Below are 20,110 nucleotides of genomic sequence, written 5' to 3'. Positions count from 1 at the left end.
CAGTCATTTTCGTTCTGGGCGCAAAGGTAATTCCGGGATTGGACGGGAAAGCAAGGTCAAGCCTCCTGTTTTCGGTAAAAATCTCCAGCCCTGCGGGTAGTATTTTGACCGAAAAACCTTGCATTCCCTAATCCCTACCTTTTCAAGCACCCGAAACGAAAACGACCGATGCGACAGAAAGACGCATAAAAAAAATGTCGGATAAACGAGAGGCAGATAAGATAGTTTGAAACTCAACTCCCTCAGCTCTTGAATCCGCATTAAAAACAAAAAAATCAAAAACAGCGAAGATATGACGGCAACGGCAAATTTCAGACAAATGGCGCAACACATCGGGTTGGCGATATGCGGCTTGATGATGCGCACCGCCTTCGGGGTGTTCGGCATCCTTTGGGGCATCATCAGAGAGATTGTAAACGGAGTGTTCCGAGTGGCGATAGGTGTAATCGTGGCTATCCTTTCCACCATTGCCTTCTTTGGCTTCATCCTTTGGTTATTCACCCTTTAACCCTTACCGACATGGCAAAAAGAAACAGCAAGACGGCAGCGCAGCAGTGCAGATATTACGAGGTGGACAACATCTTCGTGTATATGGTGGAAACGTACATCAACGGCAATTTTGAAACTTTCCGAAGATTGTACCACGAACTGAACAAGGACGCACGGAGGGATTTCATGGACTTCCTTCTCAGCGAGGTAGAGCCGACCTATTGGAGAGAGATACTGAAACAGATAATCTAAAAATGACAGCGATATGAAAGGAACAGACCATTTCAAGAGAACGATATATATGTACTTGGAACAGCGTGCGGAGGAAGATGCGCTATTTGCAAAGAAGTACCGCAACCCTGCCAAGAACATGGACGAGTGCGTGACCCACATTCTGAACTATGTGCAGAAAAGCGGTTGCAACGGTTTCACGGACGGAGAGATATTCGGGCAAGCCATCCACTACTATGAGGAAAACGAGATAGAGGTGGGCAAACCGATGGACTGCCAAGTGGTTGTGAACCACGTTGTGAAACTCACGGCAGAGGAAAAGGCGGAGGCACGTCAGAACGCTGTCCGCAAATACCAAGAGGAGGAACTCCGCAAGTTGCAGAACCGCCACAGACCGTCAGCGAGAAAAGAAAACCAACCCCAACCCTCATTATTTGATTTAGGCTTATGAAACCGAAGACCAAGATACAGAAAGAGGTGGCAAGACTTTCCGCCAACCTTCGCCCCATATCAGCGACACAAATAGATTGGGCATACCGCCACTGCGTTGAGCATATCGGCTACCGCACCAAGAAAGGGAACATCACCTGTTCCGACTGCGGTCACGAGTGGCACAGCGACAGCGGACTATGCGACACCCTTGAAGGCTGCACCTGCCCCAAATGCCATGCCGAACTCAAAGTGCAGGACACACGCAGACGCATCTACAAGGAAACGCAGAATTTCAGCGTGATAACCACCTGCAAAGGGTATCAGGTAATCCGCGTGGCGCAGGTCAGATGCGAGAGCAGGAAAGGCGAACCGATGCGTTTCTACTGCCACGAGGTCGTGCAGCGTTGGATTTCACCCGACGGCAAGGTTACGGACATGGCGTTGCTCCGTGGCTTCCTTTTCTGCTATTGCGATGTGTGGGCATTAGGCAGCGATATGGAGGTAAGACCGCACAACAGCCTATACGATGATGTGGTGGCAAGAAGCTGTGCATATCCAAAGATGAGGATATTGCCCCAACTCAGACGTAACGGCTTCAAGGGCGATTTCCACGGCATCTCCCCCGTGCGTCTTTTCAAAGCCTTGCTTTCAGACCCAAGAATTGAAACCCTTATGAAAGGCGGTGAGATTGAGGTCATGAAACACTTTCTTTTCAATACCCGTACTGCCGATGAATGTTGGGCATCATATCTGATTGCCAAGCGTCACAAGTATCAGATAGACAACCTCTCAATGTGGTGCGACTATCTGCGTATGCTCAAAAAACTCGGTCAAGACCTCCGTAACCCGAAGAACATCTGTCCCGAAGATTTCATGGCGGCACACGACAACGCAACCCGAAAAATTGAAGCCATACACGAGAAGGAAAGAGCCGCAGAGCAACGCCGTTGGGAGATTGAAAGGCGTGAGCGTGAGCAACAGCGACAACTCCAACGAAAGAAAGATGCGGAGGATTTCATCGCCAACAAATCCAAATTCTTCGGCTTGGTAATCACGGACGAGGAAATAATCGTCAAGGTGCTTGAAAGCATAGACGAGTATTACAACGAGGGCAAGACGCAGGGCATCTGCGTGTTTGGCAGTGGATACTACAAGAAAGCCGACACCCTCATACTATCGGCAAGGATTGGCGATGAGATTATTGAAACCGTAGAGGTGGACTTGCGAACCCTCGAAGTGGTGCAGTGCCACGGCAAGCACAACCAGGACACCGAATATCACGAGCGCATCATAGACCTTGTGAACAAGAACGCCAACCTTATCCGTGAGCGGATGAAAGCGGCATAGCATAACCCCTAAAACAACATTGATATGGAAGTAAGAATTGAAAGTATGATTTGTGTGTGGGATGATGCAATCCCCACGATGTTCCTTGAATTTGTGAACCTCCTCACTCTCACAACGAGTGAGGGGGAATTGAGAAAGAGCGTAAAGGAGTTTGCCGAGAAGCACGAACTTGACAAGTTTTTCCTTTACGGCTTCGGCTCACACCATTTCTACCTGCACCAACGCTACACAAGCAACCCCGAAATGGTGATGAAGAACAGAGTTCTGTCAGTACATTTTTAACCATCTAAAAAGCAACATTATGACAACACGAATGACCATCAACGGAGTAAGCACCTGCGCGGAAGCAGGTACGGAGAAATACGAGCGTTTCCAATCGGGTATCGGAAGACGCAGGCGGACACTTGTGCAGTACGACTACCGCCACCCCATAGACAGAGAATTGTTCTCTTGTGTCAAACCCACGTTGGACGAGTGCCGAGCCGCACGGGACAAGTGGCTGAACGCAAAGAAGGGAAAGGAGGACAGACTATGAACACGACCTATCAAACGCTGATAGTCAAGTTCAGCGAACCTATCACGGCATTGGACGGTATCTTTGACGATACCGGAGCGTGGGGAACGGACACCCTCAAGGGGTGGATAGATGATTACGAAAGCACACGTTTCACCGCCACCGACAGCCATACGGCAGTCATCACGAGCGAGTACAATATGGAATGTGTGAAAGAGTGGCTACAACGGCAGACCCCCATTTCCGAAATGCGAGAATTTTGAACGGGATGGCGGTGTCCGCACCGCCAATACTTAAAACCCTAAAAACAAAAGATATGATAGCCAAGACGATATTACAGCAGATAGGCGGAAAACGCTTCACCGCCATGACAGGTAGCCGTGATTTCATAGATATGGGCAACGGCTTACGGATGAGCCTTGCAAGGAACAAAACAAGTGCCAACCGCCTTGACATCATCTATGACGAAGGGGCAGACCTCTACAATATGCGCTTCTACCGCAGGACGTTCAGCAAAAAGACCTTTGAGTGCAAGACAAAGGACATTGCCGTACACGAGGGTATCTATTTTGATATGCTGGAGGAAATGTTCACGATGGTGACGGGACTTTACACACGCTTTTGAGTGGCGGGGCGGCGAGAGCCGCCCTACTTTCTTTCAGTGAGCATGATGGCGGACAAAGAAAGTAGCAAAGAAACCTTTGTCCAATCTGCGATAACTAAAAAATCCGCAAGTAAAACTTGCGGAGGCTATATATTGGGTCGTTATTTTTTGGTGGAGGGGAATGATAATCTCGAACCGTTGAACTACACATTTCTGCTTCGTCTCCATTTCCCCCAACGATTTGATACGTTCAATCATTTTTGTTGTTCCTTTCTGAATTTTCCTAAATACTTTCTTCATAATTTCGCTATACTTTTTATGGTTAATAACTATGTTTTGTATTGCTCTCACAACACTTACAACTTGAAGTGTTATTTGGAAACCGATAGGCAAAAATGGCTCAACGATGTCAATTAACGAGAAAATCCTACGATAATCTATCAAGTGATAGAGCAAAAGACGTGCCAAGTTAAATATGGCACGTCTTTTGCCAGTTTTGTCAGTCCTTTTATGGGATATACAACAGCGCAAACTCCGCCTTTCTCCGTTTGAGCAGCATGGCGTGGCGTTTTCCTTTGTAGTTGCAGAAGGCTATATACTCACGGTAGATGTTCCTGTCACCAGCTTCCAGCTTCTTGATTAAGGTGCTTTTGGGGATTGTTTTGCTGCCTAACAGCTTCGCCGGTCCCACATTGTAAGCTAACGTGCCAAGCAAAATCGAATCAACCCCGAATTTACGGAACATGGCGACAAATTTGCGCAGGTCTTTCCGCAAAAGTTCATCCGCATCCCGTTTTGTCATGGTTCGTGCCGAATACTTCTCGTTTGGCAAAAGTTTGTGACCCCAACCGACGTATGGGTAGTGTTTTTCTGAGTGCCAGCCTTCAAAGTAGCGGCAGCATAAAAAAGCACGTTCCATAAGCGGCAGTCGGTAGATTGCCGCCTGCCCGTCCGTTCCCTCTTGGCGGCTGATCTGCGCGGACACAGAACAGACCGTCAGAAGTGAACAGAGCATTGTCATGAATACACGCATCATTTCAACAAGGGGCTGAAGTTGCCGATGGGAACGATGGTAAGATCGTCGTCCTTTACATTCCTGTTGTTGAAGTCAAATTCCAGTTCGTAGGAGTTGCTAAAGTTATCCTCCACCACCACGATGAAATTATGCGCCTCATCACCCGCCGCCGTGTAGTACAGGCGGAATTTTTCGTTCTCCAGCAGGTAGCGGTCGTTAGGCAGGAAGGTGATGCCGTTATCCATTTTGAGCGAGCCTTCCCCCTCGAACTGGAAATAGCGGATGGTATAGAGCGTACCCGAAAAGTCGCCCTCCTTTTTCAGTTCACAGCGGATTTCCACTGTCTGCCCCTTTACTACCTTGTTCGGCACGGGCATGACCTCCACCGTGAAGGGATAGGACTGCTGGATGTCCATGTCATCGTCACATGACACGAGGGTGAATGACATGGCGGCTATCAGGCATAACGCCACTGCCTTGAATATTGATGTTCTCTTGTTTCTGTTGTTCAGTATGTTCATTGTTCTTCGATTTTTAGATGGTTGTTTTTCTGTTTTTTCGTTGTCAGTTGCAGGTACTCGTTCAAGTCCTTGCAACCGTCATAGAGGGAGGAACGGTCGGTGACACGTTCCCCGTATCGCATGGTAAGTGCGGCAAGCGTCCGCCGTCCGGCTTCGTCACGGTCGAGGAAGCAGCCGATGCGCCCGTATCCGTCCAGCAATCCCGCCGCCTTCTCCACGTTGGCGACTGAGTTCAGCACAAGACAGTCAGCGTTACCGGTTACACCAAGCGTCACGGCAGAGAGAAAGTCCATGAAGCCCTCGAACACGAGGCACTCGTCAGCCGGGATGTCATTCGCCTTTACCAGTGATACAGACTTCGGAGGTATGCAACCCTTGAAATATCGGCTTCTGACTTCATAGCCACCTGCCATGTTCGGAAAGCCAACGGCAAAATACCGTTTCCCACGCACACCGTAGTTCAAGCGGCAGCAGTGACGGGATGCGATGGCGTAAGGGATGCCCCGTTCCTCTAAATACTCCGTCAGCAGTGAGCGGAGCAGCGGAGCGACCTCCACATCCTCAAAAACGGATTCGGTCGGCTTCGAGAGATAGACGGGCTTTTCCCATCCGGCAACCGTCATATTGGCGGCTTCCGCTATGAACTTCGCTTGCTTCATGAAGTCATCGCTTTGCAGAAACTCCCCGGCAAGCGTGAAGATGTCGCCGCCCTTGCCCAAACCGAAGTCGTACCAGAGCTGTTTCGCCACGTTCACACGGAAAGAGGATGTGCGCTCGCCCCTGTACGGGGCAAGATACCACAGCTCGTTACCGCTCCTTCTGACAGGCTCATGCCCCAGCCGTGCGAGAAAATCCGCAAGCGGCATCCTTCTGACAGCATCTATTTCCGTCCTTTCCATGCCCGTGTCAGTTGATGATGAACTTGATACCGACCCCGAACTGCGTGTGGAACTTCCGTGTGTCGCCACCCCAAAGGCAACGCTCCCGCAGGTTGGCAAGCAGGGCGATACGGTCTGCCACGTAACACTCCACATCGAGCGTCAGCGCACCGCCGTAGATGAAGGCGTCCCGGTCGTGCAGCGTGGAGCCGTCATGCAGCACCTTCTTCCCCCAATTTACCGCCTCATATCCGGCGAGAGCCGAAGCCCCGGCATAGACGAAAACAATCTTTCGGGCGTCCGACAGTATCTTGAAGTAATAGCCGCCCTCCGCCGTGAACTGCGCCACGGGTATCTTGGTGTCCTTGTAGGGATTGTTCTTCAACAGGTATTCGCCACCGAACACCCACTTGTTCCCCTTCTTCGTGTAGGTGGAGAGAGCCGCCCCGAAGCTGTACCCGCCGTCCTTGCCGCCGAGATTGAAGCCGTCCGCCATGTCCGCCCTCACCTCGATGCCCTGCATCTTCGGCAGACACCGCTGGGCGTGCGCCTGCCCTGTAAAAAGGGCAAGCGACGCGATGATTATTGCGATGTACTTTCTCATGGTCAGCGTACTTGAAGTTCGTTGATGGTACCCGCGCGTACCAAATCCTCGTTCTCAATCACGAAGGACTGGTGACGGCCGCCGTTCTTCTCGTTCAATTCCACCACGAGGCACTTGTCATCGGGGATGGTGAACTTCGCCATCGTGAAGACCGTGCGCTCGCTCTTTTTGCCCGGCACGAGGGTGGCGTAGTTCTGCGCGCGGAGCGGCAGAATAATCTGCTCCTGCACGGCAGTACGCTTCGCAACCTTCTTGTCCACGATTTTCCAAGTGATGTAGTCCACATCGAAAGGCACGTTGCTCTGGTTCTTTATCTCCGTGTGGAAATAAAGCAAGCCGTTGTGCGTGTAGATGCCTTTCAACAGGTATTGGATGCCGAAACGCTTGCAGCCGATATGCTTCACCTCGCGCTTGTTCTGTTTGTGGATGGACTTCATGATAAGGCGCACCAGCATCGGGCTTTCGCTGCCCAGCTCTTTCAGATAGATTTCCTGCGCGTTGTTCGGGCGGTTCACCGTGCTGCCGTCATGGATGAAGTCGCACATCTCCACGTTGAGCAACAGCGGTTCGGCGGCGTACTTCACGTTGAAGGTGTAGAAACTGCCGTCCTCCGTGATGACGGACATATTCGTTTCGTTGGGAAAATTCCTTACGGTAGCCTTCACACGGATGATGTTCTCCGCTCCGTCGGCTTTCCCGGCAATCAGGTCGGGCGAGCCTAAATCGACATAGCGCACCTCCGCCGGAAAAATGACGTGGACGGTCTTGTCGTAGGTCACTTCCAGACCGTGCGGCGGTATCATGCGGTCGAAGGTCAGCTTGCGTGACAGCCCGTGATATAGGTCGCCGTCCGCCTCCTTCTGCGGATAGACCTCCTTCGTCAAGGTCGGTTGTTCACTTCCGTTGGTCGTTTCAACGGTTACATTCTCCTGCGCGTTGGCAGTTATGATGCCCATAGCGAGGGCAAACATGATGATTACTTTTCTCATTACTTTTGGATTTTAGTGGTAATTTTTATTGTTTTCAATATTTTTCTTGGTAAAGCATGACCCTGTACCCGGCTTTCAGATGCACCTTGACGGTTCGCATCTTTTTGGCGATGTACTGGCTCGTGCCTTGTATCAGCCCCTTGCCCAAGTCGGAGGCGAGCTGCGCCCCGGCATTGGTGGAGATGTTGATGCTGCTTCCCAGCGAGCCGCCCATGTTGGCGGCGACCTCCCGGACGGCGTTCATCTCCATCGAGTTCGGGATGAAGATGCCGGGCTGTCCGTCCGTGTCATAGACCGCAAGCTCCACGGGGATAATCGTGCCGTCGTATTCCAGCGAGGTAATCTCGATGTCGAGCCGCTCACCCTGTATCTTGCCCGTGCCGACCACCACCGCACCCCGGGGTATTGTCCTGCCTGCCACCGCCATAGGCTCCAGCAGGCGCAGCCTTACCGTCTGCCCGTCCGTCACGCTCTGCGCCCCATGCACGCACGCCGGTATGGTGTTCCTGTCCAATACCTCCGCCGTGCCGACAGCCGTGTTGAAACCCCGGTTGCGTTCCTGCGATAAGGCGGCGACAAACTCCGCGTTACTCATAGGCTGTGAGAGTGAAGAAACTACTTGATGCTCCACCTGTCTGATAGGCATTGCCTTGTTCTTCTTCCCTTTCTGCACGGTAGTTGGCTCTGCCCTCTGTTCCGCCGATGGCTGTCCTCCGTTCTGACCGCCCATGTACTTTGCCGCCAGCTCGTAGGACTTCTCCATAAGAGCCACCTGCTCGTCCATAGAGGAAGCCTTGCCCCTCTCGCTTTCCAGTTCCGACTCCAGCGATGCGATGCGCTCCAACAATTCGTCCATCTCCGCATTGTCGTTTTTCGGCTGGTCGTAGAAGTTTCCGAGCGTGGCGTTCAGGTCACGGTAGGCGGCTGCGGAGGACTGGATGGTCTGCGGCGTGGCTGGCTTTGCCCTTTCTTCCTTGCCGCCCGGATTGGCGAGGTCGAAGTCCACTCCGTTCTCCGTTCCCGCTATCTCGCGGTCGAACATGTCGCCCAGCTGCCCGATGGCACGGTTGCGGCTCTCCTGACGCTCTTCCATCTCCCCATGCTCGTAGGCTTTCAGCTTGTCGCCGATAATCTGCCGGTTCGCCTTGTCAGCGTCGGGCATCTCGGTGTTGTATCCGTCCGTTCCCGGCGGTTGCTCCTTGCCGGAGGACGGGGCGAATATCAGCCACATCGCCCCGATGAACACCAACACCATAGCGGGCAGCACGATCATCTTCTGCCGTTTCAGCCGTTGCGCCTCTGTCAGCGGTTCGCGCTCCTTTTTCGGTTTCCCCGTTTCGGGAGCAGCTTTGTTCTCTTTCGTCGGTTCATTCTTTGTCTGTTCCATATAAATAAGGTGTTAAGTGATTGCCTGTTTCCGCCGGGGTCGGCAGTTCCACCCGTCCGGCGTGTCCCGTTTCCATGCGTGAGCCGTCGTTTCTGCCGATGTCATAGACGGCTCTGCCGAAGGTATAGAGGGCAAGCACCGCGAAGGCGGCGAGCATCCCCAGCACGATGCGGCGGCGTGTTTCCGGTGGCAAACCGTCCAGATACCCTTTGAGCCTTGCCACCAGCCGTTTCCGTTTGTCGTGGAGCTTCCAGTATGCGCCCCACATTGTTTTTCTGATACTTTTTACTTTCCGTTTCATAATCCGTTACCGTTTGATTGTCTGTAAATCCTTGTTCTCGATGATGGTGAAGCCCTCGATGGTGAAGCCATTGGGGTTGTCGTCCGACCGTGATGCGTTCAGCAGGCGGCAGGTGGTCACGAGACTGCGCTCGGTGACATTGCTTTGCCGGATGATTTTCTGCGTGGCGTAGGTCACGGCTCGGTAGGGATAGGCGTTGAAGTCACACACCACGCTGTCCACCTTCAACACTTGGTTGATGTTTCCGGCGATGATGCGGTTGTAGTACCCCTTCTCGGCGAAGTCCGAATAATAGTGGTACACGCTCTTGTCTGCCAGCAGCAAGGCACGTTTTACGTTGTGTTCAATCGCGCTTTTTTCAGGTGACAGCGTGAAGAAAAGCTCGTGGAAGCGGCGCACATGCTCCCGTGCTTCCGCCGGGCGGTTCTGCGATAAATCCTGAGAGAGAGCCAGCATCAGCGACTTGCCGTTGTCCAGCACATAGATTTTCTCCCGTTGCTTCTCCGCGAAACGGTAGGAGTTCCACACGCTCCACACCGTCACCACGGCGCACAGCGAGAGGAAGACGATACCGAACAGGCGTATCTGCCTGAACGACGATTCGATGTTTCTAAGTGATTTGAATTCCATTTATATTTTTAATTTATGATTGCACATTGATTATTTCAGCAATTTGCCGACACGTCCGACTGCGTTTCCTGCGGTCGCTCCTGCAATTCCGCCAGCCATGCTTCCGGCGCGTCCCGCCATCTGGTTCACGTTGCGACCGTAACCGCCCATGCCTCCGGCTTGGATAATCCAGCCGGCAACGGTGGGAATGGTGAAGTATCCGATGATGCCGATGCAGAGGAACACGATATACACCCCGTCGCTCGAATCCAGCGAGAAGTTCGGGTCTGTCTGCATCCGCTCGATGTCGCTTTGCAGCATCAGCACCTGTATCTTCGCCAGTATGGTGCTGAACATGTCCGACACCGGAAGCCACAAATAGACCTGTATGTAGCGGCATATCCACTGCGTGAGCGTGCTTTGGAAACCGTCCCATACCGACAGGGCGAAGGCTATCGGACCGAGTATCGCCAGCACCACGAGAAAGAAGGTGCGGACGGTGTCTATCACGAGGGCGGCGGCTTGGAACAGCAGTTCGAGTATCTCGCGGAAGAAGTCGCGGATGCTCTTCTTCATGTTGTACATTCCCCGGTCGATATACATTCCCGCCATCGTCACCATGTCGGAGGGCGACCAGCCGAGTTCCTCCAGTTGCTTGTCAAATTCCTCGTTGGACACGAGGTAGGCGGTTTCGGGGTTGCGTACCATCGCCTCGTATTCCAGTTTGTCCTTCTGCTCCCGGTATCGGTTCATGTCCAGCGTTTCCGCCTCCAGCATCTTTGCCGTGCCCTGTACGACGGGTGAGAGGATGCTGTTTATCGTGCCCAGCACCACAGTCGGGAAGAACATGATGCACAGACCGATGGCAAAAGGACGGAGCATCGGGAATACGTCTATCGGTTCAGCTCTCGCCAGCGACTGCCATACCCGGTAGGCGACGTAGAACAGCGCACCCAGCCCGGCGATGCCTTTCGCCACACCCGCCATGTCCCCACATAGCGGCATCATCTGCTCATAAAGTGAGCGTAAAATCTGATGAAGGTTATCGAACTCCATAGGCTTACCAGTATCTTTCGTTCATGTTCCCGTACAGCCCCATGATGCGGTCGAGGTCGTTCTTTTTCTTCGCACGCAGATAACTCACGGAGATGTTCTTGTTGGTGTAATAGCTCACAAGGTTGCGGTAACGCTTCATTTTGGAGTAGCAGCGTTCCACCACGTCCATGCGCTCCTTGTCGGTCATGGAGAGCGTGGTGATGTTCACCACATTCCTGAGTTCCGTCAACACTTCGTTGCTCTCTTCCAGCAGTTTCGTGTAACCGAAAGCGATTGCCGACAGCTCTTCTGGTCTGAAATTTCCATCACGGAGCATCCTTTGGAAACTGTTTACATAAATGTCGGTGATGTCGCCTACCATCAGGATGGTCTGCTGCACCTTGCGGGCGTCCTTGACCAGATTGTTCACCGATTTGAGGGCATCGTAATACTTCTTGCCCTGCTGATAGATTTTCACCGTCTCCTGAAAGTTGCTCACCATGTTCGTGGCGGTCTTGGAGGTATGGATGATGTTTTTGGAGGCATTGATGATGCCCTGCGCTAGATTGCCCGGATCGCTTACGACCCACTGTGCGCTTGCCCTGCCTGCGAAAAGCAGGCACAGGCAGATAATCATTGTTATTCTTGTTCTCATGTTACTTTGGATTTTAGTGGTTGTTATTCTTCGGTCGGATGTCCCGGCTGCGGCTTCACCCGCACATAGTCCCCGTTTGGCGAGAAAGTCAGCACATCCGTGGCCTCGTTGTAGGACACGTCGATGCGGAAGCCGGTGTTCATGAACAGGTTGCCGTTCTCCTCCTGCAAGAGATAGGTTTCCGGCTTGAGCTTGCGGCGCAGACCGCTACGACGGAACACCGTCACTTTGTAGGCTTCGCCCTCCTTGTAGATAAGCACGTCAGGTTTTCCCTCCACGCTCTCCCAGTTCCCGCACAGCATGTCGCGGCGGTTGTCGGCCACGTCGCAGGATTGCAGCATCATGACCGCCAATCCGATAAGGCACTTGCTGACTTGCAGCATTTTCACTTTTGGTAAATTCATACGCATTTTTCTTTTTTCGTTGATAAATTCATTTTTAATTGTTGGTTGTTTCCTTGTTTCTCCGCTTCTCGGCAAGTTGCCGGATGGCGGCTTCGATGTCGCCGCCCAACTTCTCCGCCAGATGGTAAACCTCCACTTTCTCCGTTTCCTCGGTGGTGTACGCCAGATACTCTTCTGCACTGACCTCGGTGGCATAGACCGCCGATTGTGTGCCACCCAAGCCTATCCACACCTCCTTGTAGAGCCGTGAAGGGTTGTTCGCCATGTTGATGGAGAGTATCTGCCCCTTCTCCTTTTCCGTCAGTCCGAGCAACGCCTGTATCTGGTCGAACTTGTTCATGTACTTGCGCTGGTCGAGAAGTATCTTGCAGTCGGAGTTGTTGATGATGCTTTCCTTGACCACGGGAGAGGAAATGATGTCGTCCACCTCCTGCGTCACCACGATTGCCTCACCATAATACTTTCGCACGGTCTTATACATATAGCGCAGATATTCAGCCATGTTCGCCGAAGAGAGAGCCTTCCAAGCCTCTTCCACGATAAGCTGTTTCCGCACCCCTTTCAGACGCCGCATCTTGTTGATGAAGGCTTCCATGATGATGATGGTCACGACGGGGAACAGTTCGCGGTTTTCTTTAATCGAATCTATCTCGAAGACGATGAACCGCTTGCCGAGCAGGTCGATGTTCTCCGTGGAGTTGAGCAGGAAATCGTAACGCCCGCCCCGGTAATACTGCCGCATGGTGGTGAGCATGTTGTCGATGTTGAAGTCGGACTTCTCCACCTTGATGTCACGCTGTGCCAGTTCCTTGCGGTAGTCGTCACGCATATACTCGTAGAAGGTGTTGAACGACGGCACGATGCTACGGTCGGATTGGATGCGCTCAATATAGGCACTCACGGCACTGCCCAGCTCGCCGCTCTCCGTCTTTGTCACCTTGTCGTCCTCCGACTTCCAGAGCGTCAGCAACAGGGTCTTGATGCTGTCCTTCTTCTCCACGTCGAAGATGTAATCGTCGGTGTAGAACGGGTTGAAGCTGATGGGCTTATCTTCCGTGTAGGTGAAGTACACGCCGTCCGCTCCGCCTGTCTTGCGCCGGATCATGCCGCACAAACCCTGATAGGAGTTTCCTGTGTCCACCAATACCACATGTGCGCCTTGCTCATAATATTGGCGCACGAGGTGGTTCATGAAGAACGACTTGCCGCTGCCCGAAGGACCCAGCACGAACTTGTTGCGGTTCGTGGTGATACCCCGCTTCATCGGAAGGTCGCTGATGTCGAGGTGCAGCGGTTTCCCCGTGAGCCTGTCCACCATCTTGATGCCGAAGGGCGAGAGCGAGCTGCGGTAGTTGGTTTCCTCTGTGAACAGGCACACCGCCTGTTCGATGAAAGTGTGGAAACTCTCTTCCGCCGGGAAGTCCGCCGCATTGCCGGGTATCGCCGCCCAGTAGAGTGTCGGGCAGTCGATGGTGTTGTGGCGCGGCACGCATTCCATGCTTGCCAACTGGCTGCCCACGTCGTTCTTGATATGCTTCAGTTCCTCCGCATCGTCGCTCCACGCCATGACGTTGAAGTGTGCCCGTACCGAGGTCAGTCCGTAGGAATGGGCTTCGTTCAGGTATTGGTCTATCCACTCGCGGTTGATGCTGTTGCTCCTTGAATAGCGAGATAGCGACTGCATGTTACGGGCGGACTTCTCGAACTTCTGCAAGGTTTCCTCACTGTTGTCTATCAGCACATACTGGTTGTAGATATGGTTGCAGGAGAGCAGAAGCCCCACCGGGGAGGCGAATGACAGTCGGCAGTCACTCCGGTCGGTGGAGAGCTTCTCGTAACGGGTGTCGGTAGCCACCTTGCCCGGCAGGTCTTCCGCGTCGGAGAGGGTGTGCAGACACAGGCGGTTGTCGCCGATGCGCATCTCCCTTGCCGAAAGCTCGATGTCCTGCAAGGTGGTGTCACCTTCCGGCATGAGCGAGAAGTAGCGTTCAATAAGTCCCGTCTTTCCCTCAGTACCCACAATCTCATCGGTGGAGAGGCGGCGCAGCCTGACAAGCCCGCTGTCGTTCATGATGCGCTCGAACTGTTCGCAGGCTTCCAAGAACTTGGTCGTGGTTTCCCTGTCCAGCTCCTTCGGGATGATATGTCCCCGGCACAGCGTGCTGAAATTGCTCTGCATCCGGTTACGCTCCTTTGTTGTCTTGGTCAGGTAGAGGTAGCAGGTGTGTTTCAGGTACGGACGCTCGTTGAAGTGACGCTCGAAAGAGCGGCTTAAAAAGCTCATGTCGTCCTTCTGAAGCTCCGGTTTGTAGCGTTCCTTGATGAACCAGTCCTGTTTGTGGACGACGGAGTAGTCCGGCAGCACCTTGATAGCCTTGCACCAGCAACTGTGTATCGCCTCGTACTCCGCACCCGTCACGGTGTAAAGTTCCGGTAGTTCCACCTCGAAAGCCACCGTGATGTCGGCGTCCTTTGAGATGATGCAGCCATGCTCCACCGCTAAAAGTGGGAACCTGTTTTCCAGTGTTGTCATTTTCGATGTATTCCTCATTGTCTTTCTTCCTTTCGTTGTCGTTTGAACAGACGGGTTATCCGCCGCCGGTTGATAAGGTATCGGGGATGGCTCCGTGCCGCTCCTAATTTCATCAGCCCGTGTTCACCGTACCGGGCGTTCAGCGCGAAGGTCTGCCATACAAGGAGGGAGGACGATGCCGCGCCGAAGCCGATACATATCCACTGGTCGATACCGACCATGTAGAGGATGACGAACAGGACGAAGAGAGCCAGCAGACCTCCGCAGAAGATGAAGAGGTACTGTGCCTTCAAGCCCTTGAACTCTACCGGACGGCCGATACCCTTGTTGATTGGGTATTCAGCCATACATTATTTATTAAAGGAAGAATGAGCGCAGGATGGTGGCGGCAACAATCAGGAAGATGCACGCGCCGAACCACGAGGCGGCTGTCTTGCTGGTGTCGGGGTCGCCCGATGAAAACTTGCCGTACACTTTTACGCCCCCGATAAGCCCGACGACTGCACCGATGGCGTATATCAGTTTAGTTCCGGGGTCGAAATAAGAACTCACCATAGAGGTGGCTTCGTTGATGCCCGCGATGCCGTTTCCCTGCGCGAAAGCGGAGGCGGTTGCGGCGATGACAAGTGCCGCGGAGAGGATTGCTTTTCTGTTTTTCAAGATGTTCTTGTTCATAAACTGTTCTTGTTTTTTGCCGTCAAAAGGGTGGATGGTCCTTTGTCGGGCGGTTGATACTTTGTTTCTTTACTTTGGTTTTAGTGGATGCCCGTTTGTTTCCACGGACGTGGGCGTGTCCGTTGCGGATGGGGATGCGCCTTGCGTTTCCTCGCCGCGTGGGTTGATGTCATTCTTTCATGTTCATTTCTTTTATTGTTGTCATACATAGTTGCGAATGTCGAACTCCTCGATGTTGTCCGGCACGACGAACTCCTTTTCAGATTTCTTCAGCCGAATCTCGATAAGCCCCTTGATGCGGATGCCTATCTCCGAAGAGCCTTCCATCATTTTCTCGTACAACTCCGTGCCCTCCATGTCGGTGAACACCTTAGCCGCCTTTTCACGTTCCGCCTGTGTCGCGTCCGGGTTTTTGGCGGTCTTGCAGGCGTCGTCAATCTCGTCAAAGCTGCTGCCCGAAGCCCGTGGCGTGTCCGAGGCGTCCTCTTCCGGTTCGTCGTCCCCGTATCCCAGTTCCTCCGGCGGTATGCTCGTGAAGGTCTCATCGAGTTTTTCCTCCGGGACTTGTGCCGGGCGGGATGCGTTTCCCGTTTTTCCGTCGTCAAAAGTAGCCTCTTCCTCCGACAGCTCAATGCCTTTTTCAATAGTGGCGGCTTCTTGCGTCGGTATGGCAGCGGTTGTCCGGGTGGATGCCATCCTGAAACGGCTCTTGCCGATGATGTCCGCCTTTTCCGCAGGGACTTCCTCGTGTGCCGCTATGCGTTTAGCCTCATTCCCGTCCAGTGACCGCCATAATCCGACAATGCCCTTGAAGAAGCGGACAATCCGCGTGTCCATGATGCGCTCGTAAAGGAGCAGGAACAGGAACCAGAGGTTGCAGCCGACCGATACCGCCAGCAGAATGTCTGTCATGCTGATTGTGTAATTCATATCCTTCCGTTTTTGGTTAGAATACTGAATTGTAATTTCGGGCATAAAGGCTCTTTATCGCATCTTCGCACTGGTTGAAGTGGTGCGTCAGCACATGGTCGATGTAAGCGGACAGCGTAAGCCGGTCATGCCCGATTACACGGGTGATACGCATGATACGCTCGTGGTACTCCGGGCGCACATACGCCATCTTCCCCTCACGTGCCTTTACTTCCGGGTCGCGGATGAACAGGCGTTCATAGTCCTTCTCACTGCATTTGCCGCTTACCGGGACAGGCGACAGTATTTCCACACTCGCCTGCACTTGGGTAAACATACCTCCGCAGTCTTGCTGTGGTCTTTTTTCATTCGGTGTCATTTCTTTTTCCATTTTCAAATCAGATCTTCACGTTGTTTCTTGTACAGTTCGTTGATTCTCTCCTTGTGCTGTTCCAGATGCTGGCGCAGCACGGTATCCACATATCCGCCTACTGAGATTTCCCCTCCGGCGATGTCGTTCACGATTCTGAGGATCTTGCCGTGGACGTCACGGCTGATATAGACACATTGGCGGGTCTTTATCTCGTTGCGGCGCAGGAATAGCTCGTTGTAGTCCTCGTCCTGCCTTTTCCGGCGTCCACTTTCCCTCTGCGCTTTTTCCCGTGTTACGGGTTGCACAGGAGATGGTTCCGGTGCGGCGGTGTCCTCTTCGGTCGGTGCAGCTGCGGGTACTTCCTGTGCGGGGCGCAGTGTCCCGTCCTGTGTGCGCCGCCCGATGGAGGCTAACAGCAGTTCCTCGTCGATGCCTTCCGTGTTCACTTTCCTGCTGCCCATGTTCACTGCGGTCTGATGATGTCGCTTATCTCTTCGGAAAACTCCCGGATGCCACTCCCTTTCAGCAGTGCCGTGTCCATCGGGAAGATGGTGGAGCGGAAAACGCTCTTGCGCTCTTCCGAAAGGTCACGGCGGAACTTCTTGCTGTCGGGCAAGCGGGTGGAAAGTACCGGAAAGCCCATTTCGGCTATCACTTCCTCGTAGATGCCGTACAAGTCGTTCCTCTCCCTGCCGTCCACCATCGTCCAGAACAGATGCAGCCCCTTTGTTTTCGCCTGTCCGGTAGTCATCAGCCTGTCGCGGAACATCGTGACGAATTTCAGGGTACTCTCCACGACAAAGCGGTCGGCACTCAGCGGAGTGAAAATGTAGTCCATCTGCGAGAGCGTCTTTATCACGCCGTTGCTTCGGAGTGTGCCGGGCATGTCGAAGAACACCACGTCGGGTTTCACGTCCTCAGTGGCAATCATCCTCTCGGCATCGTCGAGGGCGTTCACCGCATTGCTTTTGACGATGGTGTAGGCGTTCTTTTTGATCCGGCGGAAATGGTCGCAAGCGAGAGCCTTGAAGTAGGTGCTGCTGTCGATAAGCCCCATTTCGTGTTCGCGCAGCCCGTGGATGCTGTGCTGCGGGTCGTCGCAGTCCACGACGGCGACATTGTAGCCTTTCACGTTGTGCAGGTAGCTGGCGGCAAGTGCCGTGACAGTGGATTTGCCGATGCCACCTTTCTGTGTTGCGAATGCAACGAAGATTTCCTTACTCATAGTTCCATTTATTTTAATTGTTGATGATTTGTTTTTCTGTTTCCATACGGATTTGGCTGTCGCACCATCCGCTTCCGTGACTACACACGCAGGCGGGTCGTCGCGTATCCGGTTCTGTGGTGAAGCGGTGCGTCGGACAAATGGTGATTGACGACATTGCGTCATGAAGTCATTGAATCCATACGTCACCGAATTGTCGGAGAACCGGGTTTCCGACGGTTCGGGTATCCGTTTCGGCAAGTATCCGAAGAAGCGGATTTCCGGGTATTTGAATGTTCCGTTTATCATATCTTCAAATCGTTCGTTTCTTGAATCATGCTGCAAATAAACAAGTATATTTTGGAACCTGTATCACTTCTCCGGCAAGTGGCGGCACGTTGCGCCGGTTGGCAGTCATTGACCGGGTCAAGCATCTGTCCGATACCGCTTTAAGGGCGTAACTTTGCACCCGGACAGCAGGGTTCGCCGATGACGCGCGGCCCGGAGTCCTGAAAGGTATTTTCCCAATCCGTCCCCTGACGGATTTTTATGTTCACCTGAACATAGCAAGATGTCTTTTCAGCCGCTCAAAATATTTTGAGCAGCCACGAAAAGCACTTGCCCTTGCAGGGGGCGGGCTTTCCCTCCGAAGTCGGGAAGCCTTTCAGAACTGCGGTGCTGTAATCCGAAGCGGCGGCTTATGCCGTCAATCCGCTAAATCCAAAGTAATATGAAAGAGAAAAGGAAAAGCAAATCAGGGAGAAATCCCAAACTTGATCCGGCGGTGTACCGGTACACCGTCCGTTTCAACGAGGAGGAACACAACCGTTTCCTCGCCATGTTCGGAAAATCGGGTGTCTATGCACGGTCTGTTTTCCTCAAAGCGCACTTCTTCGGGCAACCGTTCAAGGTGCTGAAGGTGGACAAGACGTTGGTGGACTATTACACCAAACTGTCGGATTTTCATGCACAATTCCGTGCCGTGGGTACGAATTACAACCAAGTCGTGAAGGAACTGAGGCTGCATTTTTCAGAGAAAAAGGCGATGGCGTTGCTCTACAAATTAGAGCAACACACCGTCGAACTCGTGAAACTGAGCCGCCGGATTGTGGAACTTTCAAGGGAAATGGAGGCAAAATGGTCGCAAAAATCAGTGTAGGAAGTTCGTTGTACGGCGCGATTGCCTACAACGGGGAGAAGATTAACGAGGCGCAGGGGCGGCTTCTCACCACCAACCGCATCTACAATGACGGTTCGGGAACGGTGGACATAGGCAAGGCGATGGAGGGTTTTCTCACCTTCCTGCCACCGCAGATGAAGATCGAGAAGCCGGTGGTGCATATCTCTCTCAACCCGCACCCGGAGGATGTGCTGACCGATATTGAGTTGCAGAATATCGCCCGCGAGTATCTGGAAAAACTCGGTTTCGGAAACCAGCCTTATCTTGTATTCAAGCACGAGGACATCGACCGCCACCACCTGCACATCGTGACGGTCAACGTGGACGAGAACGGGAAAAGGCTCAACCGGGATTTTCTCTACCGCCGCAGCGACCGTATCCGCAGGGAACTGGAACAGAAGTACGGATTGCATCCGGCAGAACGTAAAAATCAGAGATTGGATAATCCGTTGCGCAAGGTGGCCGCATCGGCAGGTGATGTGAAGAAGCAGGTAGGCAACACCGTGAAGGCTCTGAATGGGCAGTACCGTTTCCAGACGATGGGCGAATACCGTGCGCTCCTTTCCTTATATAATATGACGGTGGAGGAAGCGAGGGGCAACGTGCGCGGACGGGAGTATCACGGGCTGGTCTATTCCGTCACGGACGACAAGGGTAACAAGGTGGGCAACCCGTTCAAATCCTCGCTTTTCGGGAAGTCCGCAGGCTATGAAGCCGTACAGAAGAAGTTTGTCCGTTCCAAATCGGAAATCAAGGATAGGAAACTGGCAGACATGACGAAACGCACCGTCCTTTCCGTGCTGCAAGGCACTTATGACAAGGACAAATTTGTATCCCAACTCAAAGAGAAGGGCATCGACACCGTACTGCGCTACACAGAGGAAGGGCGCATCTATGGGGCTACCTTCATCGACCACCGCACGGGATGCGTGCTGAACGGTTCGCGCATGGGTAAGGAGCTTTCGGCGAATGCCTTGCAGGAACACTTCACCCTGCCATACGCCGGACAACCGCCGATACCGCTATCCATCCCTGTGGATGCTGCGGACAAGGCACACGGGCAGACCGCCTACGACAGTGAAGATATATCGGGCGGTATGGGCTTGCTCACTCCCGAAGGTCCGGCGGTAGATGCCGAGGAAGAGGCTTTCATCCGGGCGATGAAGCGCAAAAAGAAGAAAAAACGCAAGGGCTTGGGTATGTAATCAGAGTATCAACAAT

30 protein-coding genes are annotated in these 20,110 nt (G+C 53.0%); 10 read left to right on the top strand and 20 right to left on the bottom strand.

Features of this window, described 5'->3' with window-relative positions:
- Nucleotides 1-3: 3 nt before the first annotated feature.
- Nucleotides 4-411 carry a hypothetical protein gene (locus BN3659_RS13705; RefSeq protein ID WP_412228176.1) on the bottom strand — a complete coding sequence of 136 codons (408 nt, stop codon included), beginning with the start codon at nt 409-411 and terminating at the stop codon, nt 4-6.
- Here BN3659_RS13705 and BN3659_RS12150 point away from each other — a divergent pair.
- From BN3659_RS12150 to BN3659_RS12115, 8 genes are read left to right on the top strand one after another with little or no spacing between them, the layout of a single operon-like run.
- Nucleotides 320-508 (top strand): hypothetical protein, encoded by a 189-nt coding sequence (locus BN3659_RS12150; protein ID WP_240144958.1) that lies wholly within the window; start codon nt 320-322, stop codon nt 506-508. The two genes, BN3659_RS13705 and BN3659_RS12150, sit on opposite strands and share 92 nt — an antisense overlap.
- 11 nt (nt 509-519) lie before the next feature.
- Complete coding sequence (locus tag BN3659_RS12145) at nt 520-741, top strand: hypothetical protein (RefSeq protein ID WP_004291534.1); 222 nt, start codon at nt 520-522, stop codon at nt 739-741.
- Nucleotides 742-754: 13 nt separating this feature from the next.
- Nucleotides 755-1,171: a PcfK-like family protein gene (locus BN3659_RS12140; protein ID WP_004291533.1), complete on the top strand. Its 417-nt coding sequence runs from the start codon at nt 755-757 to the stop codon at nt 1,169-1,171.
- Nucleotides 1,168-2,499 carry a PcfJ domain-containing protein gene (locus BN3659_RS12135; protein ID WP_004291532.1) on the top strand — a complete coding sequence of 444 codons (1,332 nt, stop codon included), beginning with the start codon at nt 1,168-1,170 and terminating at the stop codon, nt 2,497-2,499. The genes BN3659_RS12140 and BN3659_RS12135 overlap by 4 nt, the downstream gene beginning before the upstream one ends.
- A gap of 24 nt (nt 2,500-2,523) precedes the next feature.
- Nucleotides 2,524-2,781 (top strand): hypothetical protein, encoded by a 258-nt coding sequence (locus BN3659_RS12130; RefSeq protein ID WP_004291531.1) that lies wholly within the window; start codon nt 2,524-2,526, stop codon nt 2,779-2,781.
- A gap of 19 nt (nt 2,782-2,800) precedes the next feature.
- Complete coding sequence (locus tag BN3659_RS12125) at nt 2,801-3,034, top strand: DUF3873 domain-containing protein (RefSeq protein WP_004304291.1); 234 nt, start codon at nt 2,801-2,803, stop codon at nt 3,032-3,034.
- Nucleotides 3,031-3,276 carry a DUF6956 domain-containing protein gene (locus tag BN3659_RS12120; RefSeq protein ID WP_004291529.1) on the top strand — a complete coding sequence of 82 codons (246 nt, stop codon included), beginning with the start codon at nt 3,031-3,033 and terminating at the stop codon, nt 3,274-3,276. Before BN3659_RS12125 ends, BN3659_RS12120 begins: the two co-directional genes overlap by 4 nt.
- Before the next feature lie 53 nt (nt 3,277-3,329).
- Nucleotides 3,330-3,638 (top strand): hypothetical protein, encoded by a 309-nt coding sequence (locus BN3659_RS12115; protein ID WP_004304290.1) that lies wholly within the window; start codon nt 3,330-3,332, stop codon nt 3,636-3,638.
- 33 nt (nt 3,639-3,671) lie between these two features.
- Here BN3659_RS12115 and BN3659_RS13620 read toward each other — a convergent pair whose 3' ends face one another.
- The 19 genes from BN3659_RS13620 to BN3659_RS12020 form a co-directional block, all read right to left on the bottom strand.
- Nucleotides 3,672-4,061, bottom strand: coding sequence for a hypothetical protein (locus tag BN3659_RS13620; RefSeq protein WP_004291527.1), 390 nt, complete (start codon nt 4,059-4,061; stop codon nt 3,672-3,674).
- Between the two features lie 64 nt (nt 4,062-4,125).
- Nucleotides 4,126-4,653, bottom strand: coding sequence for a glycoside hydrolase family protein (locus tag BN3659_RS12105; protein WP_004291526.1), 528 nt, complete (start codon nt 4,651-4,653; stop codon nt 4,126-4,128).
- Nucleotides 4,650-5,153: a DUF3872 domain-containing protein gene (locus BN3659_RS12100; protein WP_004291525.1), complete on the bottom strand. Its 504-nt coding sequence runs from the start codon at nt 5,151-5,153 to the stop codon at nt 4,650-4,652. Before BN3659_RS12100 ends, BN3659_RS12105 begins: the two co-directional genes overlap by 4 nt.
- Nucleotides 5,150-6,052 (bottom strand): toprim domain-containing protein, encoded by a 903-nt coding sequence (locus tag BN3659_RS12095; RefSeq protein WP_004291524.1) that lies wholly within the window; start codon nt 6,050-6,052, stop codon nt 5,150-5,152. Before BN3659_RS12095 ends, BN3659_RS12100 begins: the two co-directional genes overlap by 4 nt.
- 7 nt (nt 6,053-6,059) lie before the next feature.
- Nucleotides 6,060-6,635, bottom strand: coding sequence for a conjugal transfer protein TraO (locus BN3659_RS12090; protein WP_004291523.1), 576 nt, complete (start codon nt 6,633-6,635; stop codon nt 6,060-6,062).
- A 2-nt stretch (nt 6,636-6,637) separates the two neighbouring features.
- Nucleotides 6,638-7,624: a conjugative transposon protein TraN gene (gene traN, locus BN3659_RS12085; RefSeq protein WP_004291522.1), complete on the bottom strand. Its 987-nt coding sequence runs from the start codon at nt 7,622-7,624 to the stop codon at nt 6,638-6,640.
- 34 nt (nt 7,625-7,658) lie between these two features.
- The gene (gene traM, locus BN3659_RS12080; RefSeq protein WP_004291521.1) at nt 7,659-9,011 is read right to left on the bottom strand and encodes a conjugative transposon protein TraM; all 1,353 of its coding nucleotides are present in this window, start codon (nt 9,009-9,011) and stop codon (nt 7,659-7,661) included.
- Nucleotides 8,992-9,279 carry a TraL conjugative transposon family protein gene (locus BN3659_RS12075; protein WP_091537236.1) on the bottom strand — a complete coding sequence of 96 codons (288 nt, stop codon included), beginning with the start codon at nt 9,277-9,279 and terminating at the stop codon, nt 8,992-8,994. The genes traM and BN3659_RS12075 overlap by 20 nt, the downstream gene beginning before the upstream one ends.
- 39 nt (nt 9,280-9,318) lie before the next feature.
- Nucleotides 9,319-9,942, bottom strand: a complete 624-nt coding sequence (gene traK / locus BN3659_RS12070; RefSeq protein WP_004293887.1) for a conjugative transposon protein TraK — start codon at nt 9,940-9,942, stop codon at nt 9,319-9,321.
- Nucleotides 9,943-9,972: 30 nt separating this feature from the next.
- A complete protein-coding gene (traJ, locus tag BN3659_RS12065; protein WP_091537233.1) occupies nt 9,973-10,977 on the bottom strand; it encodes a conjugative transposon protein TraJ in 1,005 nt (334 codons plus the stop codon).
- Nucleotides 10,978-10,981: 4 nt separating this feature from the next.
- Nucleotides 10,982-11,611, bottom strand: coding sequence for a DUF4141 domain-containing protein (locus BN3659_RS12060; protein WP_005680595.1), 630 nt, complete (start codon nt 11,609-11,611; stop codon nt 10,982-10,984).
- A gap of 23 nt (nt 11,612-11,634) precedes the next feature.
- Nucleotides 11,635-12,015 (bottom strand): DUF3876 domain-containing protein, encoded by a 381-nt coding sequence (locus BN3659_RS12055; RefSeq protein WP_004291516.1) that lies wholly within the window; start codon nt 12,013-12,015, stop codon nt 11,635-11,637.
- A gap of 34 nt (nt 12,016-12,049) precedes the next feature.
- On the bottom strand, nt 12,050-14,566 hold the full coding sequence (locus BN3659_RS12050) for a TraG family conjugative transposon ATPase (protein WP_091537231.1): 2,517 nt from the start codon (nt 14,564-14,566) through the stop codon (nt 12,050-12,052).
- Nucleotides 14,563-14,895: a DUF4133 domain-containing protein gene (locus tag BN3659_RS12045; protein ID WP_004291514.1), complete on the bottom strand. Its 333-nt coding sequence runs from the start codon at nt 14,893-14,895 to the stop codon at nt 14,563-14,565. Before BN3659_RS12045 ends, BN3659_RS12050 begins: the two co-directional genes overlap by 4 nt.
- A gap of 10 nt (nt 14,896-14,905) precedes the next feature.
- On the bottom strand, nt 14,906-15,223 hold the full coding sequence (locus tag BN3659_RS12040; protein ID WP_002560983.1) for a DUF4134 domain-containing protein: 318 nt from the start codon (nt 15,221-15,223) through the stop codon (nt 14,906-14,908).
- A 201-nt stretch (nt 15,224-15,424) separates the two neighbouring features.
- Complete coding sequence (locus tag BN3659_RS12035; protein WP_004304280.1) at nt 15,425-16,153, bottom strand: hypothetical protein; 729 nt, start codon at nt 16,151-16,153, stop codon at nt 15,425-15,427.
- Between the two features lie 16 nt (nt 16,154-16,169).
- The gene (locus BN3659_RS12030) at nt 16,170-16,523 is read right to left on the bottom strand and encodes a DUF3408 domain-containing protein (RefSeq protein WP_004291505.1); all 354 of its coding nucleotides are present in this window, start codon (nt 16,521-16,523) and stop codon (nt 16,170-16,172) included.
- Between the two features lie 2 nt (nt 16,524-16,525).
- On the bottom strand, nt 16,526-16,966 hold the full coding sequence (locus tag BN3659_RS12025; protein WP_004291503.1) for a DUF3408 domain-containing protein: 441 nt from the start codon (nt 16,964-16,966) through the stop codon (nt 16,526-16,528).
- A 2-nt stretch (nt 16,967-16,968) separates the two neighbouring features.
- Entirely contained in the window at nt 16,969-18,018 is a 1,050-nt protein-coding gene (locus tag BN3659_RS12020; protein WP_004291492.1) for a ParA family protein, read from the bottom strand.
- A gap of 421 nt (nt 18,019-18,439) precedes the next feature.
- On the opposite strand from BN3659_RS12020, the gene mobA reads away from it, so the two are divergent.
- On the top strand, nt 18,440-18,868 hold the full coding sequence (gene mobA, locus BN3659_RS12005; RefSeq protein WP_004291488.1) for a conjugal transfer protein MobA: 429 nt from the start codon (nt 18,440-18,442) through the stop codon (nt 18,866-18,868).
- Complete coding sequence (mobB, locus tag BN3659_RS12000) at nt 18,847-20,094, top strand: conjugal transfer protein MobB (protein WP_004291483.1); 1,248 nt, start codon at nt 18,847-18,849, stop codon at nt 20,092-20,094. The genes mobA and mobB overlap by 22 nt, the downstream gene beginning before the upstream one ends.
- The last annotated feature ends 16 nt before the right edge of the window (nt 20,095-20,110 follow it).

The sequence above is a fragment of the Alistipes sp. CHKCI003 genome (genome assembly GCF_900021155.1).
GTDB classification, from domain to species: Bacteria; Bacteroidota; Bacteroidia; order Bacteroidales; family Rikenellaceae; genus Alistipes; species Alistipes excrementavium.
The sequence above is the reverse complement of the archived record's forward strand: the minus strand, read 5'-3'. Positions and strand labels throughout refer to the sequence as shown.

Excerpts from the sequence above, each read along its gene's own strand:
- BN3659_RS12150 (WP_240144958.1), top strand. The coding sequence starts at position 320 with ATGGCGCAACACATCGGGTTGGCGATATGCGGCTTGATGATGCGCACC.
- BN3659_RS12145 (WP_004291534.1), top strand. The coding sequence starts at position 520 with ATGGCAAAAAGAAACAGCAAGACGGCAGCGCAGCAGTGCAGATATTAC.
- BN3659_RS12140 (WP_004291533.1), top strand. The coding sequence starts at position 755 with ATGAAAGGAACAGACCATTTCAAGAGAACGATATATATGTACTTGGAA.
- BN3659_RS12135 (WP_004291532.1), top strand. The coding sequence starts at position 1,168 with ATGAAACCGAAGACCAAGATACAGAAAGAGGTGGCAAGACTTTCCGCC.
- BN3659_RS12130 (WP_004291531.1), top strand. The coding sequence starts at position 2,524 with ATGGAAGTAAGAATTGAAAGTATGATTTGTGTGTGGGATGATGCAATC.
- BN3659_RS12125 (WP_004304291.1), top strand. The coding sequence starts at position 2,801 with ATGACAACACGAATGACCATCAACGGAGTAAGCACCTGCGCGGAAGCA.
- BN3659_RS12120 (WP_004291529.1), top strand. The coding sequence starts at position 3,031 with ATGAACACGACCTATCAAACGCTGATAGTCAAGTTCAGCGAACCTATC.
- BN3659_RS12115 (WP_004304290.1), top strand. The coding sequence starts at position 3,330 with ATGATAGCCAAGACGATATTACAGCAGATAGGCGGAAAACGCTTCACC.
- BN3659_RS12105 (WP_004291526.1), bottom strand. The coding sequence starts at position 4,653 with ATGATGCGTGTATTCATGACAATGCTCTGTTCACTTCTGACGGTCTGT.
- BN3659_RS12100 (WP_004291525.1), bottom strand. The coding sequence starts at position 5,153 with ATGAACATACTGAACAACAGAAACAAGAGAACATCAATATTCAAGGCA.
- BN3659_RS12095 (WP_004291524.1), bottom strand. The coding sequence starts at position 6,052 with ATGGAAAGGACGGAAATAGATGCTGTCAGAAGGATGCCGCTTGCGGAT.
- BN3659_RS12090 (WP_004291523.1), bottom strand. The coding sequence starts at position 6,635 with ATGAGAAAGTACATCGCAATAATCATCGCGTCGCTTGCCCTTTTTACA.
- traN (WP_004291522.1), bottom strand. The coding sequence starts at position 7,624 with ATGAGAAAAGTAATCATCATGTTTGCCCTCGCTATGGGCATCATAACT.
- traM (WP_004291521.1), bottom strand. The coding sequence starts at position 9,011 with ATGGAACAGACAAAGAATGAACCGACGAAAGAGAACAAAGCTGCTCCC.
- BN3659_RS12075 (WP_091537236.1), bottom strand. The coding sequence starts at position 9,279 with ATGTGGGGCGCATACTGGAAGCTCCACGACAAACGGAAACGGCTGGTG.
- traK (WP_004293887.1), bottom strand. The coding sequence starts at position 9,942 with ATGGAATTCAAATCACTTAGAAACATCGAATCGTCGTTCAGGCAGATA.
- traJ (WP_091537233.1), bottom strand. The coding sequence starts at position 10,977 with ATGGAGTTCGATAACCTTCATCAGATTTTACGCTCACTTTATGAGCAG.
- BN3659_RS12060 (WP_005680595.1), bottom strand. The coding sequence starts at position 11,611 with ATGAGAACAAGAATAACAATGATTATCTGCCTGTGCCTGCTTTTCGCA.
- BN3659_RS12055 (WP_004291516.1), bottom strand. The coding sequence starts at position 12,015 with ATGAATTTACCAAAAGTGAAAATGCTGCAAGTCAGCAAGTGCCTTATC.
- BN3659_RS12050 (WP_091537231.1), bottom strand. The coding sequence starts at position 14,566 with ATGAGGAATACATCGAAAATGACAACACTGGAAAACAGGTTCCCACTT.
- BN3659_RS12045 (WP_004291514.1), bottom strand. The coding sequence starts at position 14,895 with ATGGCTGAATACCCAATCAACAAGGGTATCGGCCGTCCGGTAGAGTTC.
- BN3659_RS12040 (WP_002560983.1), bottom strand. The coding sequence starts at position 15,223 with ATGAACAAGAACATCTTGAAAAACAGAAAAGCAATCCTCTCCGCGGCA.
- BN3659_RS12035 (WP_004304280.1), bottom strand. The coding sequence starts at position 16,153 with ATGAATTACACAATCAGCATGACAGACATTCTGCTGGCGGTATCGGTC.
- BN3659_RS12030 (WP_004291505.1), bottom strand. The coding sequence starts at position 16,523 with ATGGAAAAAGAAATGACACCGAATGAAAAAAGACCACAGCAAGACTGC.
- BN3659_RS12025 (WP_004291503.1), bottom strand. The coding sequence starts at position 16,966 with ATGGGCAGCAGGAAAGTGAACACGGAAGGCATCGACGAGGAACTGCTG.
- BN3659_RS12020 (WP_004291492.1), bottom strand. The coding sequence starts at position 18,018 with ATGATAAACGGAACATTCAAATACCCGGAAATCCGCTTCTTCGGATAC.
- mobA (WP_004291488.1), top strand. The coding sequence starts at position 18,440 with ATGAAAGAGAAAAGGAAAAGCAAATCAGGGAGAAATCCCAAACTTGAT.
- mobB (WP_004291483.1), top strand. The coding sequence starts at position 18,847 with ATGGTCGCAAAAATCAGTGTAGGAAGTTCGTTGTACGGCGCGATTGCC.